Here is a 17,257-nt window from a genome sequence, read left to right on the forward strand (position 1 = left end):
ACCACGCTTTCTTTTTAGTTAATACCTACCGTACTGCTTCGTCTTTCGAATAATACTGTGTTTCGCCAATGCCCGCTGACATCACGGCCGATTCTTTCGCGGTAGCCGACTTTTCGGAAACCGCATTTTTCATGAAGATGGATACTCGCAAGATTATCCTCCATGATACCTGACTGGAGCATCCAGATTCCAGCTTTTTCGGACTCCTTTATAAGATAGTCGAGCAGCTTTTGACCAATGCCATTTTTCTGATTGTCCTGCGCTATGTACACGCTTACTTCCGCGACGCCTCGATATACGCCTCGGCTGCTTACGCTGGATAATGCGGTCCAGCCTACAACTTTTCCGTCCGAAATAGCTACAAAGCGGCAAATCGGAAGATGCGACGCATCCCAATCCTTACATTCAGGAATTTCTGACTGAAAGGTTGCTTTGCCGGTAGCGATACCTTGACGATAAATTTCCATCACATCCGGCCAATCCTGTTCATTCATTGGACGTATTGAAATATCCATTATAGCTTTCTCCTGTTACTCTTGGTTTTTTGTTAAAGCATCAATTAGTATCTGAAGACTTTCAAGAACCTGTTCCTGCTTGGACACGGGAATAGTTTCATGGACTTTTAGAAAATAAGTATTCCAGTCTGATTCAATGGAATGAAAATGTCCTTCGCCGCTATCTGTAAGAGATATGGTAACATACCTTCGGTCAGATGGGTCGATGTCCCTTTTCACGAGATTTTGCGCAACCAGTTTATTAACCGTTCGGCTCATCGTACTGCTATCAAGGTTTAGTTTTTCTGCCAGATCATTCAGGGATATTTTTTCGGCACGCCCTACCTCCACAAGCGCATGACATTGGGCCATTGAAATTTTGCCACAGCATGACTGCTGGCTTTCCTGCAGAACACCGAGTTTTCGTTCAAGCTGACGGATTAACTCACGTAGTTGTATTTGGCTAAATGTTTCAATCATAGTATCTGCCTCCTGCAAATATTGTATCATGAAACAGTTGCATAATGCAAGTAATTTATAATTAGAAACGGTTGACCTTTATGCCAAGTGTCAACCGTTTTATTCCAGTTATTTTAAGTTTGGAATTCTGCGCTCCAAGTCTTTAATTTTACCCTCGATAACCTTAGCTGTTTGAATAAAATCCTCTTCGGCTTTATCTGTCGGGTCTTCAAGCCCCCAGTCCTCCCGATGTTTACAGGGGAGATACGGACATTGTACACCACACCCCATAGTTACCACAATGTCGACAGGTGGTATTTCCGACAGCAGCTTGGGACGCTGGCTCTGGGCCATGTCTACACCGTAGAGCTTTTTAATCACATCTATTGCATCCGGATTAATCATCTTTTTGATTTCTGTTCCTGCGGAAAATGCCTCAAAAGCGTCAACAGCAAAAACCTTGCTGATGGCTTCCGCCATTTGTGAACGGCAGGAATTATGGGTGCAGATGAACGCGACCTTCGGCTTAATGTTCATTTTGATACCCCCTTTTATTTATTGGTACGTCATGCGTATCAAAATACTTTCCTTTGAGATACAAGGCCAGCCGAACCAGCAGAATCATCACCGGAACCTCAATCAGGGGACCAATGACAGCGGCAAACGCCTGACCAGAACTGATTCCAAATACAGCTACGGACACGGCGATAGCAAGCTCGAAGTTGTTACTGGCTGCGGTAAAGGATAGCGTTGTGGTCTGTTCATAATGAAATCCGCTCTTGTAGGAAATAAAAAAGCTGATAGCAAACATCAACACAAAGTAAATCAGCAGCGGAATTGCAATCCGTACAACATCCAGTGGCAATTGTACAATCAGATGCCCTTTGATCACAAACATGATGATGATCGTGTAGAGTAGTGCGATCAGGGCAAGCGGTGAGATTTTCGGAATAAATGATTTATTAAGCCATTCCCTGCCCTTGATACGGATGACGGAAAAGCGTGTGACAATTCCGGCAACAAAAGGAATACCTAAATAGATCAGTACACTTTCTGCTACCTCCCAAATAGAAACATGAACCGTTTCGCCACCCCAGGACAGGTGCAAAGTGTTGGGGATTATCGTGAGGAACAGCCAGATGTAAACCGAGTAAAACAGAATCTGAAAGAACGCATTGAGTGCAACCAATGCAGCACAATACTCATTGTCCCCCTTGGCAAGAGTGTTCCAGATGATCACCATAGCGATGCACCGAGCAAGGCCGATGATGATAATGCCCGCGGCATATTCCGGCTTATCCGGTAAAAAAATGATAGCAAGCAGAAACATCAAAATCGGCCCGATAATCCAGTTCTGTAAGAGTGAAAAACTGAATACCCGCTTATTATTAGTCACCTTGCCGATTTCCTCGTATTTTACCTTGATGAGCGGTGGGTACATCATCAGAATCAATCCGACCGCAATCGGCCATGAGATGGTACCCGTGCTGAGACTGTTTATTGTGTTTGCGGCGGACGGGAAAAAGTTGCCGACCACAACGCCGACCGCCATAGCGAGAAAAATCCATAACGTTAGGAAACGGTCTAAAAAAGATAGTTTTCCACCTGTTTTTTCCAATTGTTTCATCCCCCTTTTTAACAGCAGCCTTTTGAACTGCAACTGCATTTGTTGACCTGAACTTTGACAGCAGGTTGAATTGCATCCGAGGATATACCAAGCAGGTGGACAACTTCTTCGTTGGTCGGATAGCCTTCCGACTTAATAATCCTGCCGTCAACCACGGTTATCGGTAAGACATCCGCTCCACGTTGATTTAAGGCATTGCTGATTCCCTCGCTTTGCATGAATGCCTTGGGGTCGGAGGACAGATTGTACCGGGCAACCTCAATTCCTTCTTTTTTTAGATTTTCCAACAGCTCTGCAATTCTTAAAAGCTCAGGATCGGCAGACGAACCGCAAACACCTGTGGAACAGCACATCGGAGGTTCAAAAATTTCAATTTTACTCATGATAAAACAACTCCTTCAAGATTTAATATTATTAGTAGGCAGGTTACATGTATTTCAGCATTGATTGTATTTGAACAATTTTAGCAGCATTCGCCGCCAGAACAGTCACAGGATGGCTCGGAGCCGGTAAGCAGTCCTTTAATAATGGCTGAAGCGCACCCGACACCGGGTGAAACAGTTATTGCTGAAAATGCACAATTTTTCAGGCAGGCTCCGCATTCCATGCAACTGTCCAGGTCAACAATTTGCGTTTTTCCTCCATCCAGTACAAATACGCCATGTGGACAAACGTCCTTGCACCTACCACATCCGACGCACTTTTCTTTATTGAGTTGCAGTGTCGCTACATTTTTTAAGTACTTATGTTTCATCATACACCACCTCACAGAATAGTTTTTATAACATTACTTATTACGAAAAATATCATGCCGCAAACAGTCGCAAGAAGCATGATGGGGATAGCTATTTGCATTTCTTTATTGACTCCCGAAGGAGAGGTATAGGTGGAACTGCCCGTGAAATTCATGGCCGTATAAGACGAAATAGATGGAAGCAAAAGCAAATAAGACAAAGATTCCAGTACTCCTGTCAGTGAAGCATTTCCTACGAAAAGAATGACGGCTGCAGCCCACAAAAGTCCGGCGAAAGCACCCTTAAAAGCAAAGGCGCGTCCCGGTATCCACGGAAGAAGGGTGGGGGTCAGAACGCACCCGACAACGACTGAGCCGAGAAAAGCCAGAAGCGCTGTCGCTCCAAAGCGTCCTAGTCCAAGTGCATTCAGGATAAAGAGTACTCCGAAAAAGATCAGTAATGGCTTCATCCATTGAACAAAGTCAACGGGAGTAAGGACAACCCTGTCTGCAAATGTGAACTGGACTTCTCGCATTTCCTGTGTTGCCTTCATACCGGCATCGAGAAATTCTTTGATATCTTGGGCTTGCACCGGACCATACACAACATGAAATCCGCTCCCTTTTGCAACCTTGTGCGCGGCAATGCCTGTTGCTCCGAGTTGGGGAAGTATCAGCGTTCTGTGCCTTACAACCTCAGAAAGCCGTACCACGCTAACACGCCGTATAAGCTCATCCGTACCAAAAGTACCTTTACCTGCCGCGCACCAGACATTAACACCCTTTGTGTCGAGAACGAGAATCCAAAGATTTAGGTCGGTGAGCTCTTTCCGAAGGCTGTCGAAGGTCAGTTTATAGTTTGCGGTAACAAGCACGGGTGAGTTCTCATCCGGTTTTCCGACACTGTAAAGACCGGGAGATACCTTATAATTCATACGCCCGATTCCCCAGCGAACCTTCCAGGCACCCAAAATGTCTCTTGCGGAAAGCTCTGTGGCGACACGAGGCACCACCCCGGCCATTGTTACATTAAGCCCCTTTATGTAGGGAGCTTTCGGAATGGGTTGGCTCTGAGTTTCGCCGCAGCAGCCGGAGGAACAGGAGCACTCATTGTTTGTTTGACTTTCGTTTTGTTCCATTATATTGCCTCCTAAAAATAAGTAATTTGCTTAACACAACATATCAAAAAAAATTGATATGTTGTATCGAAGAAAAGCCATCCTTGAGATGGCCTTCTTAATTACAACACTCGTTAGGCTGCTGTTCTGCATAAGGAGTGGTGATCTTCATCAAAAGCTCTCCTGCATATTTGCTGCCGGATTCGCTTAAACGGTAGTGAGTCCATTTGCCTTCCTGTCGGCTTTCTACAATACCGGATTCGCATAAGATCTTCATGTGATAGGACAGGGAAGATTGGCCTATGTCCATCTGATCGATCAAGACGCAGGCACACTTTTCACCACTGCGTAAAAGTTCCAGGATTGCAAGACGCTTTTCATCACAAAACGCCTTAAATACCCTGGCGTTTTTTTCGTACTCGGTTTCTATGTCCCTCACCTCACATCAATTTTTTTTTATATGACCATTATATGTATCAAATCAAGTTTTGTCAATCTGAAGGGAGATATTTTTAAATAATAATTTATTCACCATTTTATATGGGCATTATCCCCTTCATCTCGCTTCTTTTAAATCAAAAAGCACATCACACTATACATATTTTTTGTATTTTATACTCTAAATGAAATAAGCCAAGCGCATGCAAGAATCGCACGGCTTGGCTTATTTCATTCTAAGACTTCTGCTGCAGACTTACCGAGAAGTTAGGCTACTGGAAATATTGTGAAAGCTCACCAATACTCCGCGCTAAATCCTCTTCGGATAAAATATGCTCTTTATTAAACACATAAATATCCTGCATTTTGAAAAACTCTTTTATCAGATATTCATTATGTCGCCCTGTCTCAAAGAAACTAAATTCTCGGAGGGGCTTTTCGGCCAGCTCGCTACCGATACGGATTTGCTCCTCTTTCCGCTTGTAGCCAACCATTTTTTCCAGCCGTTCCTGATTGGAACACATCGTCTGAATTTTGGCGTGTTTCAGCAAAATAGATATATCATGCAGATGCTTTGCCACATCAAAATAATCCTGTCTTAAATAATAAAACTAAGAAACGGAAGCCCTGCTTCAAGGCTTCCGTTTCTTAGTACTTATAAAATCTATTGCCTTGCGGCGATAAACATATCAATATCTTCAACGATGTACTTTGCTCCTGTGGAGTGCAGTACATCAAAGAATGACCCCAAATAATTAAATACGCCGTATTCCTTGAATCGCTTCATTGTTTCGGCTCCGGTCATGTTATGCTTATTTTTGTACTGCTCAATACAGAACACTTTAAATTGTAATGTCTGGCTCATACGCTTCACCTCAATAGTCGGGTAGTTCCAATTCTCCCGTCTCTATTTCCTTTCGATACAGATCAAATATTTTATCTGCACTATACTGCCATACCTTTGTATGCTCGTCTTCAAGAAATGAATACAGCTGTGTTGAGTATAGCATCTCAATCGCTGCATCTTCATCCAAGTGGTATGTCGCAGCAATCTTATCCGTTACAGCTGCTGTTATCATAGGCAAAATAGCGGAAAATTTATCTTTATCCATCCTTCTCACCCTCCAATACAATGAATTTCTTAAAAGTACACAGGTTTAGCGCTTTTTCGGTATGAAACAACACCTGGTTATAAAGTTTCTCTACTTTTAGCCGCTTTACCGTTTCCTCTTTATCCAGCACCCCCAGTTCAAACAATTGCACCGTTGCATAAACGTTATCGTCCGCAACCGGTCCAAACACAAGGTCATATTCTTCTCCCGTGGGTTTTCCGCTACGGCAGGCGCAAATGAAATTCAGCCATACCTCATCCGGCTGGTCGAAATGGATTATCTTCAGTTCCTTTTTTGCACACTCATAGTCAAACTCATAAACAGATATATACTGTGTCTCAGTCTTTCTGCGGGCTGCTACTCTGAATGCCCACCGGGTTGCTTGTTCTTCGTTCGTTGTTGTGTAAAAGCCTGACCCAAAATCTAAAAAACGTTCGCTTTGGAAAATCTTTGGTTTTTCCACGACCACAGTACTTCCATGGTAGATAATCATATCTTTTTCCTCCAATATTCTATTGGCAATGGTAAGTTCCCGGTTATCTTTCTCTCATCCTTACCAATATTTTAAGCAACAACCCTTTCCTCCATCACGATACGACAGATAATAATACACGCATTCCCCACATCTCCATCTTCACAGAGTTCCCAGTGGAAGCAATGAGATTTGCCGGCAATTCTATTTTTTACATTATACCCAACATAACTCAAAAAAACAAGCTAGCTATAGGGCATTTCCCTATACAACTACACGGATTCCAGTCCGTTCCGCAACATTCAGCGGCAGCGCTTCAAATGCCTTCAGGTCTGTATGTAGTTTCTATCAATGCCCCAGCAGCAAGCTCTCCGAGCCGCAACAGTACCTCCTTCCGATAGTATTGGCTGGCATAGCCTGCCAGTCTGAAATAATCCAGCTCATTTTGCCGTATATACTCCAAAAGAGTTTGCTCCGGTTCCAGAGCATCCACTGCTATCTTCTCCCTATTTTCAATCACATCAAGGAACTGTAAATAGTGATAGTTTTCATTCGTAACCTCAGCCTGCGGCCTGCGCAGAATAACTCCCAGCTTTTCCTCCACACGGTTGCCCTTTTGCCTGAATGCATTGGTGGCATACGTTTTGTACTTCGGCAGCTGCGTGGTAAGTCCAATCCGATTAAAGAAAGAGTGACCCGTTTCATATCCAATCCTCTGTCCGTCTCTGACCAGATACATATCCCTCATAACCTGCGCGGTATTCAATTTTGTTTTCCCAAATGGTGTTTCCTGCGCTTTATAATAGATTCCTTTTTGATAACGTTCCAGGCCATTATTATCCGCAATACGTTTCAGATTCACATTGACAAGTATTTTTGCCTGGTCAAGCTCTATTCGGAATTGTCCTGCCACATCGCGGGCAATTTCGTCTGTATAGATCGGAACGCCGAAAGGGAAGCTGCGGATATTATCCGCTATATATTGTCCATAGCCTGCCTGTTCCATTTTCTCACCACCTTTGTAATTATTATATGACAAAATCTTAATTATTATACATTTATAATAACATACTTTCAAAGTAAAAGCAATGTATATTGTTGATCCTGCTTTGTCCTCTCACAATACCTTTCCTTCCTATTTCGCCAATCTATATACTGGCTTGACTGGGGTAATGACTTAATTCCTTGAAGCGTTTTTTCAGTATCTGCTCCGCTTCTTCATAGGTCAAGGACTCTCCTTTTTTCCTGACAACACGCCGGATATATCTCAAATACTTTTTAATCCTGGGGCATTGGGCGTCATCCGTGCATTTTTTTACGCGGTAGCCGACCGTATATAAAAAAGGAGCTTCATCGTCTTTTTCAATCGTCACTATAGAAGACAGTTCTTGACTGCCAATAAAACTGGCAATAGACAGCGGATTACCCTCCAAAAAAGAAGTGTATTCTGCATGAAAACCAAATACGGCCAAATAAGCCCTTCCAACCGTATCGCTTGTTTGAGTTATAACACAATTTTCACTATACATAATAAATACCTCACATTCTATATTTTTTATAGTTGCGGCATTACAAAAGAGAAGGAACGCAGCACTCGGCTCACGTTCCTTCCAATCTTCTGTTACTCTTATCAGGTTATAGCCGTATCACTTCACGTTAATTTAACATAGCCTTTTATATTGCAATAGTAGCTCCGAAATCCAGCGTCTGGTAATCATTGCTGCTTGCATAATTCGGGTTAAACAATATTTCGTTATCCCTAAAACTGAAATATCTGCTGTTACTTCCTCCCACAATGATATGATCCAGCAAAGGAATTCCCATTAAACCACAGAGCTTAATCATTCTATCCGTTAATTTAAAATCCTCTGAAGATGGTTTTAAGGAACCGGAAGGGTGACAATGTAGAAGTATGATATTGGCAGCATTCGACAAAATGCTTGTTTTAAACATCTCTCTTGGCGATGCGATTGTCTCGTTTAATGTCCCTACGCTTACAATATGGCAGTTAATCGGTGTACCATCTGTTTTGAGATTAATAACACACAATACTTCCCGATCCATTTCACAAAGCCGACTGCCTATCACATCCACAGCATCCAACGGAGTTTTTATAGGGCGCTCTGAATAAATTGGGGCATCCTTTACAAGCCGGATGGAAACTACGTTAAGTTTAAATGGATTCTTTCTTGGCATACCTGTCCTCCTTTCTGTATTTACTTACTACAAAAAGAATCTGTATGCAGTAGTTCCATCCAATCTTGTGTACGGGGTATCTGTAGCAAAGCTCAACTTTCTTAAATCCTTATCATAATGATAAACCTGGTAGGAGAGCCTTTCATTAAGCGCCACCTGGCTTTGATTAACTTCGTATACCATACGGGCTAACTCATTTGGATCACACATATGAGCCGATACTGCAATGAGCTCATGCACCGAAGACGGAAGAATATAAAAATCAGAGTGCATCTTTTCAGCCACCTGCTGCAATACCTCATCATACGCCATGAGTATAGCACCATGAAGCCCTCTTTGATTGGTAATCACATACATGGCTTTATCCTGGTTGCTTTCAGTGGTTACCATGCCTATCATTTCCTCCTTTTCTTCATCGTTCCAAAACATATCCTCAACAATCTCATGCATGGAACGGATTACTGGTGGGAATAATCGCAAGGTATTTACCTTAGCCAAGGAAAATAGCTGTTTCTCGCTCATATCAAGTCTTTTAAGCAGATTGTAACTTATCATGGCACTTGCAATACCTTCTCGATCCACATCCACCAGCCAACGGTAGATAATAGACAAATCCTTCATCTTTCGATGGGGAAGATGCTCCAACAATTCTTTGTTTTGTTCTGTGTTTATTAGCTGCATTATGATATGATTCTTTACCCGATCAAGAATCGGATAGAATGATATATCCGACATCTGCTCATATCCTTTTTTTATAATCTCTGCTGCCTTTCTCAGTACCACTTCCAGGCTATTGCACTTTTTGTAATATTCGTACAGACCGTCCATACTGATAGTCGGTGGCAGCATGGTTGGTGGTACCAGATTTAATCCGTCGAAGGTGCAATTGACCTTGGTTACCGGTCTGATCTCCGCTTTATAACTCCAACCTTCTGTTAATATATAGTCCAATATTCTCTCTGCCACTACCTTTTTAAATTCTTCATAATTCATCATATTCTTATCCCTCCTTTAACAATCATTCACTTTGCAGCGAACTTGATAGTCCAGCGATTACCATCTTCATAGCCGTTTGGAATCCAGACACAAAGCTCTCTTCTGCATCTAAGTAGTATAAATTGTCCAGCGCATGCCGATATTCTTCGATTTGCTCCCAGAGCTGCGGGGTTACCTGTTCTTTCAGACGCTTCTGGCATTCTATGATGTCATGGGTGTGTTCTTTGATTTTCCCCATATTTTTTTCTGCTTCCTGGTCGTATCTGCCATAATACAAGTCTTTAAGAAAATCTGGCGGCACTTCTACCGGAAGCTGTACCCCCATTGGAGTTTTCTGCAGCGCTTTAGCAATATCCTGTAGCGATGTAATCAGCAACGGCAACTGATGCTCAAAAAACCGGTGTCCGGCATTTGTTTCATAAAAATTCATTCTTCTTCCCTCCTTTAAAATTGGTAGCTGCAAATTCCGCCTATATAATAGGGATTATCCGTCTTCGCGGTTCTTAGGAATTCATCTATTGGCATGAGTTCTGTCATTCCCCATAAAATGTAGGCGTCGTACTTGTCCGCAACCGTCTTTTCCAAATCAGCTATCCGGTCATGGAGCTCGTTGAAATCATCCGTAAATTGGAGCAATGTAAAATTACAAAGCGCCGAGACAGCCTTTTGAAAGGCCGGATAACGCTTTGAAAAATATTCGTTGCGGCCATGTTCGCAAAGTACAAAGGCTTCATTTGCTAAAGTTCCAAGTCCATGTTCTGTCAGCCACTTCTCAAAGCTTTGCAATACAGCACCCCGGTCTCTCACATCATCAATATGGTTGGCAACTGTGCCCCAGAGAGGAGAGTCTGACAAAAAGTCCGCATCCATCCAGTCTTCACAATCCAGGGGTTCTTCATAAATCTGATAAATATTACAATGCATCTGATCCCTCCTGACTTCTTTCCAGCATAATGGCATTCTCCACATGACGACAGCAATCCCCGCAGCAGGTACATTGAAAACCAAGCCACTCGGAGGGTTTGACGGAGCGTATGTCTATTTGATGACTCATTTTGTTTTCCTCCATTCAAAAGGCCACAGGTAGTTATCATTACCTGTGGCTGGAATAAACCGTTTATGCGTACTAAGCGCAAGCCATCTCAGCATAGGAAGGCTGGACTGCCATTTCGGAAGCGGGGACCGGTGCAACGCAGTAAATGGAATTCCGCGTCTCAAACAAAATCCGGTTCCGAGTTACTTCCATTATTGACACAACCGAAGAGGTTCGTGTACATCTGTTTCTGTGATAAATCATTGCGCTTTGGTTAATAATTAGGGGAAGGGCTACTTCTCCACTAATAAATACATATTTCTTGCTTTCATTCATGCTCTTTACCCTCGCTTTCCGTAATTCAAAATCTCTTCCAACAAAGCACTCTGCTTTTAGCTTACCGGCAGCAAACCTCAAGAACTATTCCGTAAACGCTTTCCAAGAGCTCTCGGACATCCCTGATAGAGGTTTTCTGCTCTCTGGCAATTTCTTTCACACCATATCCATCTGCCTTCATACGGATTACATTCATCTGCCTTCTGGATACTCTGGATGCCAGCTCATGGAGCAACAATTCTGTTTCGAGCTGCATCATCTGTGAATCAGGAACAGCTACGGTTTCTTCAACCGGAAGAAAATCTCCATTGCTCAGTATGGAATCCAAACTAAGGATATAGCAATGCCGTTTTTGGCGGTTCAAATTCTTATAATAATTAGCCAAGCTACTGTCCATGCTACGCCAAGCAATTGTAGAAAAACTATACTTGCGAAGTTCAGATTCTTCAAAATATCTCTTAACTGCATGTAAAAATCCAAATACTACAATGTCATAATAGTCATCTTCATGAAGCTTCTTTTTATTAAGAAAAGCATAAATCAGATTATGATACTCTGCTGCAAATTCCTGCTGTTCTGGTGTTAAAACTATTCCATTCATTCTTAATTACCTCCCAAAAAAAGGGATACCCCCAGTACTCTAAGTACCGGATGGTATCCCTTTGAATTGTGGATCACATAGCCTATTCTATGTGATGGTTTCATAATCAGGCGGGCAGGACATCCCTGTCGCCATCAATTTCTGCACCAGGGCTGGATATGACAAAAGAACTGTCATCCCCTGACATCGTATACCCTTCGCATTCTTCAAAAACATCGTCAGGCCTGTTTGCAGCATCCTCAGCCCGCTGCTGGAGCATAATCTTAATCTGCTCCTTAAACACCTCTGCATAAGCCTTGACTTGAGCCAGCTCCTCGCCGGAAAAGTCATACAGCTTACGGAAGGTAGCAACACTGTAGGTATTGGTTCCATTTTCAACACGCTTCAGTCCTATCTGTACAATACTTCCACAAGTGCCGCGACGACGGGCCGCAAAAACTGCGCTGTAAAAATCATTGAACGGTTTGATGCTGGTGGGAGGGAGCGTTATCTGTAAAGGCATATACTCGCCGTCACGCAGCAGATAAAGGATGCGCATATTCTTGCATGCTTTGCCTTTACCATTTTCGCCGCTGCCAAAGCGGTTCAGTGCGCAAACGGCACAGGTTCCACCAGGCTCGCCGATGCCAACTTTTCCATCGACTGAAGAACACAGCGGAGCCGTATTATCGTCCATTTCCCCGTCCAGCCAGTAGGCACAGGAGGCGTGATTAAACAGGATCACACCCTCCAGATATTTTTTATAATCCGGATTCTCAGGGTCATCGCCAGGTATCTCAAATTGAAGGGCACCACCTGCAGGGATTTTAACCCTTAAAAATTTAAGGTGCAGGCCATCCATATCATCGGCCAGTTCGTCAACGGTAAATGCTTCTCCTTCGACCATCGTAGGAAGGTTGAAATTACAGGTTTCCATTAAAGTTTCATTACTACTCATAATAAAATTCCTCCTTATTTTTTAAATGTTTATTGCCATACAATCAGGCTGCTGTCTGTACCTGATTTAAACGATTCCATTGCTGCCGGTTTATGGTCAGCAGATTATAGCCGATAGCTTCCAGGTCGGTAGCACGGTCATAATCTTCAATGTCCTGACTATGTCTGGTAACCGCATTGGAAAGGCCGTAGAGGGTCAAATCATTGGATTCGATGAGCTTCTGCAGTACACCACCGCTTTCATTCTCAGTAATCCCAAATGCGCTGCTGGCAAGCTTCACAACACCGGGAATATCTTCCGTTGCCATCCTGGCACCTTTTGCATTCCGCATCAGTCCAACTACCTGATGAAATTTTGTTTCATCGACTGCCGCCCGCACCGTGTCCTGGATCTTAAGCATAAAAGCACGGTCATCGGCTGCCAGCGTTTTATCGCTGTAGAGCAGAAAATTTTCATCCGCAGCGTTGACCCGACCCACATGATTCCTACGGGTTTGGGCGTCATTGACAACCATTCCGTTCATGCAGACGAGGCGGAGAACAAGCGGCTGGATGCACACTGCTCCTTGCCCGGTTTCACTGTTAGAGATTACGATTCCAGCCTGTACGATATCGCCCGGAACAACCTCAGCTTCCAGCCGTGGATTTACCACTTTCAGATACATACGGCTATCTGTAATCTGGCAGCTTTCAAACCTTGCATCCGGCATTTCTCCGATGATTGGTAAGACAGCCTCAGCAATTTGCAGATTGTCAATACGGCGGTACCGGTTGCTTAAAAAAGCACGGGCAACGCCGTCCAGTGTCCGCACCATCCGCTGGGAAGGTTCTCTGCGGAGCCATGCGTTCACATTGTGAGTCAGCAGATTCGGATAATCACTTTTCATACGATCATAATACTTTGCCGGAATATTCAGATGGGCTCCGATTTGCCGGTGGGCAATGTTGTTGATGTCAAGAGGCTCCACCAGATCGACGCCTTCATCCCCAATCATCCGCAGTACCACACCCGAATCATAGGAGACCAACTCCAGGTTTGAGGTATTGACAATATAATCTTCCTTCGCCTTGCTCTGTCTCATGATCTCTGCCGCCATTTCTTCAATGGTCATTCCAGCTTTCATTCGATGCACTCCTTTCTTTTCAATCACGCAGGCATCTACCAGGATACGGCAATGCCGTTTTCCTCTACCGATGCTGCAAGCCCCGCATTTTCCATAACCTTGGCGATGCCGGACCAGTGAGTCTTGGCAGGAAAGTTCTTAAACCTGTCCTGTTGCACATCAGTATCGTCCTGTCTGATGCAAATATCTCCGCTTTCACGTATAACCAGGCTGCTGTGTCCTCTTGAATTCAAATCGGCAACCAGATTCTCAAGTACCTGCCTGCCCTGAAGGTCATACCAGACCGCCGGGTCTACCGGCTGCTGGGGCAGTGTCCTGGCTGGCTCGCTCTCACTCTCTGAGACATTTAGCTTGGCAAGAGGTACGATACGCAGCATATCGCAGTCGATATTCGCATGTTGGTCAAACATAACCTCCGCAAAATTAAAATCAGGAACACCGAACAAACGGATTCTGGTTGTGCCCCCTTTTGTGATAATCTTTTCCGGATGCTTTTCCTGCCACTCCCAGGTAACATCCGGATAAGCGGATTTCAGATAGGCAGAAATACGGTAGCTCACATGCCTTAGCAGCACCAGACCTACAGAATCCGGTTTCTCTGTATTCTGTAGGTTCTGTGGTTGTATGAAGGCAGTCCTTTTGTTTTCTGCAATGCGACGCTTTTTCTGCCGATATGCACGGATTCTTGCCTGAATGGCGGTCTTGTTTGAAAGCAATGCCGCCACAATCATCCATATACTCCAAACTGCAAAGGCTGCGGCCAGAAACCATATCTGGTGCGCGCCCCGGACAAAGGCCATGATTGCCAGCACTGCTACAAGCAGGAACGAAGTGGCTGTGCCAAAAGTGTTTTTGTGTTTCATTCGTTTACCATCCTCTCTTCAATGAAATAAAAAAAGGACCTGAACAGCATTCTTCATCTCTGATAGAACGCTGAACAGGTCCTCTGTTGCACCGGATTGTTCATCAGTCCGGCATGTTTTCTTTGTCTCCGTTGATTTCCCCACCAGGAAGCATATGTTCCGTGGGCGGGGAGGTGGCTTCTTTGGGTTCCGTTTCCTTTCCGGTATTGTCTTTACCGGAGGCCACGTAATCCCAATTGTCCAGTTTCACTTTAAGCCGTTTGTCTTTGCTTTCACCATCCTGCCGAGTATACTCTTCCAGCTCAATTGAACCGGACACCCAGATCAGGCTGCCTTGCTTTACCTTACGTTTAACCAGATGCTTTGCGTCGGTTTCCCACGCCCACACCTGATAATACTGCGTTTTTGACGCTTCTCCATAACCGATGTTTTCTGCAAGGCCAAACCTGACATAGCTGTTTTTGTTTGAACTTATCTGCAGTTCAAAGTCGGCTGTCACTCGGCCAATAATGAATACTTGTGCCATGATACTCCTTTCTGCCTGCTGGCTGAAATATCTATATAAAAAAATGCCAGCAAACAACCCATCCATAAACGGACGCGGTTATACTGCTGACACTTATATACAAACCTTACAACGTGTGCAATGCGAGCTTCACTCGCCATACAAACCCAAAAGGTTTGCAAATCCCGGAGGATTACGCACAAAAATCAATTACAAGGAGAGTATACCACTATATATTGTATGTGTCAAGTGCAATATACAGTATATATAGCATTTCAATCAAGGGCGGCATGGGTCTTTTTTGATACCCTTGCCATTCATGTAACGATAATAGTCATCCTGTAAATAAAAAACGTATTCCCTCTTGTTGGGCTTGCTGTATCGAAAGATTACACCGTACAGGTTTCCAGTACCATCTACCCCTAAAGGCCCCAGCCAGTTATCCGCCGTATTGCCGTTTCGATACCAAAGCCGTATGCCAAGGTATTCTTCCTCACTTACCACGCCGCAAATCACAATCCGGCAAACATCTTCGGTATCATAAACCTTATGGCTGAGATAATGGCGGTACAGATCATCTGGAAGCCCCACAGCCTGTTGATGGCTCAAAGGGTTTGCATGGGTAAGCCACCAGCGGGTCACTTCATCTAACGTATGAAGCATTGGATGATGAGGATCGTTGTGAAAGGCCTCCACAAAACGCTTTACTACTGCCGGACTTGCTTGCGCTGGCTCCGGACACTCCAAGATTTCTCCATTACGGTATTCAAAAACCAGCCGATCACCCATTTTATCTTCCACCATCAGGGCGGAACGGGAAACCGGAGATAACAGGAACTGATTCATAATAAAGTTTTGCTTGAGAAATTGCCAAACCTTATATTGCTCTATCGTATGTGGTTTGTACATAAGAGATACCTCCTTCTGTTTTATACTCTATAAACATACGGAACACTTCTCAAATTCTGCAAAACTGGTTATAAATTTACTGCTTAACAGATTGTTCCGGGATGGTGTTCTCTCCATCCTGTGCCGAAAACTCTCTCAACTCCTCAAAGCCAAGAAAATGATCTGTGGACAGGACGGTATCCAGATACTCACTGCCAAGAGTTAATTGCCCATTCTGCTTAAAATAAAAACGGTATCGGAATCCAATTTTTACTTTTGACTGTTTTCCGATGCACAAGGTTGTTTCTACACCGTTCTGATCCAGAAGCCGTACCCTGGTTTGCTTTCGGAAAGGTTTTACCGATATACTGATACAGGTGCCTTCAATGATCTCATATTTTTCTCCTGCTGCCGTCCGATAAAGCCCTGCGCTTCGCATTAGGCTGAATACAAACATAAGGACGCTCAAAACAAAAAATATTCTGTCTTTCGCATAAATATAATACGTCACGCCCACAAGCAGGAATCCCAGTCCAAGTAAAACAGTGAACAGTGCTTTTTGCAGCAGGACCCCCGGAATATTTTTATATGTATTCTTTTTTTCCATGTCAAATCCTTTCAAGAATGATCTGCTTATGCAGATACAGATTCGCCACCGCTAAGATAACCGGCTGTCGGCTTTCAAAATATTTCGCCAGGCTTCCGATGTTGTCGCAGGTGGTGTATTCATCATCGTACAATATATTCAGTACCTTTTGGTTGGTAGACAGGTCATAAGCCTTCTGATCCACACATTTAATGATTTCCGCGGTTGAAAGGAGCGCCTGTTTTGCCAGACCGATTACTCTTTGTTCGTCCGCCGTCATCGGCTCTGTCTGGAATACTCTTCTTGTGACATGCAGGGGCATTCCATCAAAAAAGGTCAACTTCAAAAAGGATACTACTTTTATGAAAAAGCTGCTGCAGACAGGGATAAGATAAAGCCCATTCAGTAAATCATACAGGGCATCCGCACCTTCGTCTCCGGTTCCTGATGCAATCAGTCCTCGTTGAAGCATCCGATTTAGGCATTGTTCAAAGCTTCTGTTCGTGGGCAAATTTATCTCCCGTGATTTCTGCTCATATACGGACTTGATTTGCGGCATACTTAAAAAACGCCAGCTTAAGCCTGACCAAAGAATCATTTCTTGAATATCTACCAAATGCTCCTGATCCTTTACCAGAATGACAGGGCAATACTGCCCGTTATTATTCTGGCGTACAAATTTACCTATGGCTGTATACAGAGTATTCATTGCGTTACCTCCTAAATTCACTTTCTTATTC

General features: G+C 43.8%; 27 protein-coding genes. All 27 read right to left on the bottom strand.

The annotated features are described in order from the left end of the window. Positions 1–14 precede the first annotated feature (14 nt). Positions 15–515, bottom strand: a complete 501-nt coding sequence (locus BUF11_RS22920) for a GNAT family N-acetyltransferase (RefSeq protein WP_073591204.1) — start codon at positions 513–515, stop codon at positions 15–17. A gap of 15 nt (positions 516–530) precedes the next feature. Beyond that, positions 531–974, bottom strand: coding sequence for a MarR family winged helix-turn-helix transcriptional regulator (locus BUF11_RS22925; RefSeq protein ID WP_073591205.1), 444 nt, complete (start codon positions 972–974; stop codon positions 531–533). Between the two features lie 108 nt (positions 975–1,082). After that, a complete protein-coding gene (locus BUF11_RS22930; protein ID WP_139243494.1) occupies positions 1,083–1,490 on the bottom strand; it encodes an arsenate reductase ArsC in 408 nt (135 codons plus the stop codon). After that, positions 1,480–2,571: an ACR3 family arsenite efflux transporter gene (gene arsB, locus BUF11_RS22935; protein WP_330393933.1), complete on the bottom strand. Its 1,092-nt coding sequence runs from the start codon at positions 2,569–2,571 to the stop codon at positions 1,480–1,482. The genes BUF11_RS22930 and arsB overlap by 11 nt, the downstream gene beginning before the upstream one ends. 17 nt (positions 2,572–2,588) lie before the next feature. After that, positions 2,589–2,963 (bottom strand): arsenite efflux transporter metallochaperone ArsD, encoded by a 375-nt coding sequence (gene arsD / locus BUF11_RS22940; protein ID WP_073591207.1) that lies wholly within the window; start codon positions 2,961–2,963, stop codon positions 2,589–2,591. A gap of 80 nt (positions 2,964–3,043) precedes the next feature. After that, entirely contained in the window at positions 3,044–3,334 is a 291-nt protein-coding gene (gene hgcB, locus BUF11_RS22945; protein ID WP_073591208.1) for a mercury methylation ferredoxin HgcB, read from the bottom strand. 11 nt (positions 3,335–3,345) lie between these two features. Further along, positions 3,346–4,452, bottom strand: a complete 1,107-nt coding sequence (hgcA, locus tag BUF11_RS22950) for a mercury methylation corrinoid protein HgcA (RefSeq protein WP_084558842.1) — start codon at positions 4,450–4,452, stop codon at positions 3,346–3,348. 97 nt (positions 4,453–4,549) lie between these two features. Next, positions 4,550–4,861: an ArsR/SmtB family transcription factor gene (locus tag BUF11_RS22955; RefSeq protein ID WP_073591243.1), complete on the bottom strand. Its 312-nt coding sequence runs from the start codon at positions 4,859–4,861 to the stop codon at positions 4,550–4,552. A gap of 280 nt (positions 4,862–5,141) precedes the next feature. Further along, positions 5,142–5,450, bottom strand: a complete 309-nt coding sequence (locus BUF11_RS22960) for a hypothetical protein (RefSeq protein WP_073591209.1) — start codon at positions 5,448–5,450, stop codon at positions 5,142–5,144. Between the two features lie 83 nt (positions 5,451–5,533). Beyond that, a complete protein-coding gene (locus tag BUF11_RS22965) occupies positions 5,534–5,734 on the bottom strand; it encodes a DUF3791 domain-containing protein (protein ID WP_073591210.1) in 201 nt (66 codons plus the stop codon). A gap of 10 nt (positions 5,735–5,744) precedes the next feature. Next, on the bottom strand, positions 5,745–5,981 hold the full coding sequence (locus BUF11_RS22970) for a hypothetical protein (protein WP_073591211.1): 237 nt from the start codon (positions 5,979–5,981) through the stop codon (positions 5,745–5,747). Beyond that, positions 5,974–6,474 (bottom strand): DUF3990 domain-containing protein, encoded by a 501-nt coding sequence (locus BUF11_RS22975; RefSeq protein ID WP_073591212.1) that lies wholly within the window; start codon positions 6,472–6,474, stop codon positions 5,974–5,976. Before BUF11_RS22975 ends, BUF11_RS22970 begins: the two co-directional genes overlap by 8 nt. Before the next feature lie 295 nt (positions 6,475–6,769). Further along, positions 6,770–7,459: a hypothetical protein gene (locus BUF11_RS22980; protein WP_073591213.1), complete on the bottom strand. Its 690-nt coding sequence runs from the start codon at positions 7,457–7,459 to the stop codon at positions 6,770–6,772. A 142-nt stretch (positions 7,460–7,601) separates the two neighbouring features. Further along, a complete protein-coding gene (locus BUF11_RS22985) occupies positions 7,602–7,982 on the bottom strand; it encodes a hypothetical protein (protein ID WP_073591214.1) in 381 nt (126 codons plus the stop codon). Between the two features lie 145 nt (positions 7,983–8,127). Beyond that, on the bottom strand, positions 8,128–8,649 hold the full coding sequence (locus tag BUF11_RS22990; RefSeq protein ID WP_073591215.1) for a JAB domain-containing protein: 522 nt from the start codon (positions 8,647–8,649) through the stop codon (positions 8,128–8,130). Between the two features lie 27 nt (positions 8,650–8,676). After that, positions 8,677–9,645 carry a DUF5688 family protein gene (locus BUF11_RS22995; RefSeq protein ID WP_073591216.1) on the bottom strand — a complete coding sequence of 323 codons (969 nt, stop codon included), beginning with the start codon at positions 9,643–9,645 and terminating at the stop codon, positions 8,677–8,679. Between the two features lie 22 nt (positions 9,646–9,667). After that, on the bottom strand, positions 9,668–10,075 hold the full coding sequence (locus BUF11_RS23000) for a DUF6809 family protein (RefSeq protein ID WP_073591217.1): 408 nt from the start codon (positions 10,073–10,075) through the stop codon (positions 9,668–9,670). 14 nt (positions 10,076–10,089) lie between these two features. Further along, positions 10,090–10,569, bottom strand: coding sequence for a hypothetical protein (locus BUF11_RS23005; RefSeq protein ID WP_073591218.1), 480 nt, complete (start codon positions 10,567–10,569; stop codon positions 10,090–10,092). After that, the gene (locus tag BUF11_RS24545) at positions 10,559–10,699 is read right to left on the bottom strand and encodes a hypothetical protein (protein WP_175562133.1); all 141 of its coding nucleotides are present in this window, start codon (positions 10,697–10,699) and stop codon (positions 10,559–10,561) included. The genes BUF11_RS23005 and BUF11_RS24545 overlap by 11 nt, the downstream gene beginning before the upstream one ends. Positions 10,700–11,075: 376 nt before the next feature. Further along, positions 11,076–11,615, bottom strand: a complete 540-nt coding sequence (locus BUF11_RS23015; RefSeq protein WP_073591220.1) for a sigma-70 RNA polymerase sigma factor region 4 domain-containing protein — start codon at positions 11,613–11,615, stop codon at positions 11,076–11,078. A gap of 106 nt (positions 11,616–11,721) precedes the next feature. Further along, a complete protein-coding gene (locus BUF11_RS23020) occupies positions 11,722–12,552 on the bottom strand; it encodes a hypothetical protein (protein WP_139243495.1) in 831 nt (276 codons plus the stop codon). Positions 12,553–12,595: 43 nt separating this feature from the next. Further along, positions 12,596–13,675 (bottom strand): DUF932 domain-containing protein, encoded by a 1,080-nt coding sequence (locus BUF11_RS23025; protein ID WP_073591222.1) that lies wholly within the window; start codon positions 13,673–13,675, stop codon positions 12,596–12,598. Between the two features lie 35 nt (positions 13,676–13,710). After that, positions 13,711–14,538: a hypothetical protein gene (locus tag BUF11_RS23030; protein ID WP_073591223.1), complete on the bottom strand. Its 828-nt coding sequence runs from the start codon at positions 14,536–14,538 to the stop codon at positions 13,711–13,713. Between the two features lie 103 nt (positions 14,539–14,641). Next, positions 14,642–15,064, bottom strand: coding sequence for a single-stranded DNA-binding protein (locus BUF11_RS23035; RefSeq protein ID WP_073591244.1), 423 nt, complete (start codon positions 15,062–15,064; stop codon positions 14,642–14,644). A 258-nt stretch (positions 15,065–15,322) separates the two neighbouring features. Beyond that, positions 15,323–15,832, bottom strand: a complete 510-nt coding sequence (locus BUF11_RS23040; RefSeq protein ID WP_242952445.1) for a hypothetical protein — start codon at positions 15,830–15,832, stop codon at positions 15,323–15,325. A gap of 196 nt (positions 15,833–16,028) precedes the next feature. Next, the gene (locus BUF11_RS23045) at positions 16,029–16,538 is read right to left on the bottom strand and encodes a hypothetical protein (protein WP_073591245.1); all 510 of its coding nucleotides are present in this window, start codon (positions 16,536–16,538) and stop codon (positions 16,029–16,031) included. Between the two features lies 1 nt (position 16,539). Continuing rightward, a complete protein-coding gene (locus tag BUF11_RS23050) occupies positions 16,540–17,226 on the bottom strand; it encodes a hypothetical protein (protein ID WP_073591225.1) in 687 nt (228 codons plus the stop codon). Between the last annotated feature and the right edge of the window lie 31 nt (positions 17,227–17,257).

Source organism: Anaerocolumna xylanovorans DSM 12503 (assembly GCF_900143645.1).
GTDB classification, from domain to species: domain Bacteria; phylum Bacillota; class Clostridia; order Lachnospirales; family Lachnospiraceae; genus Anaerocolumna; species Anaerocolumna xylanovorans.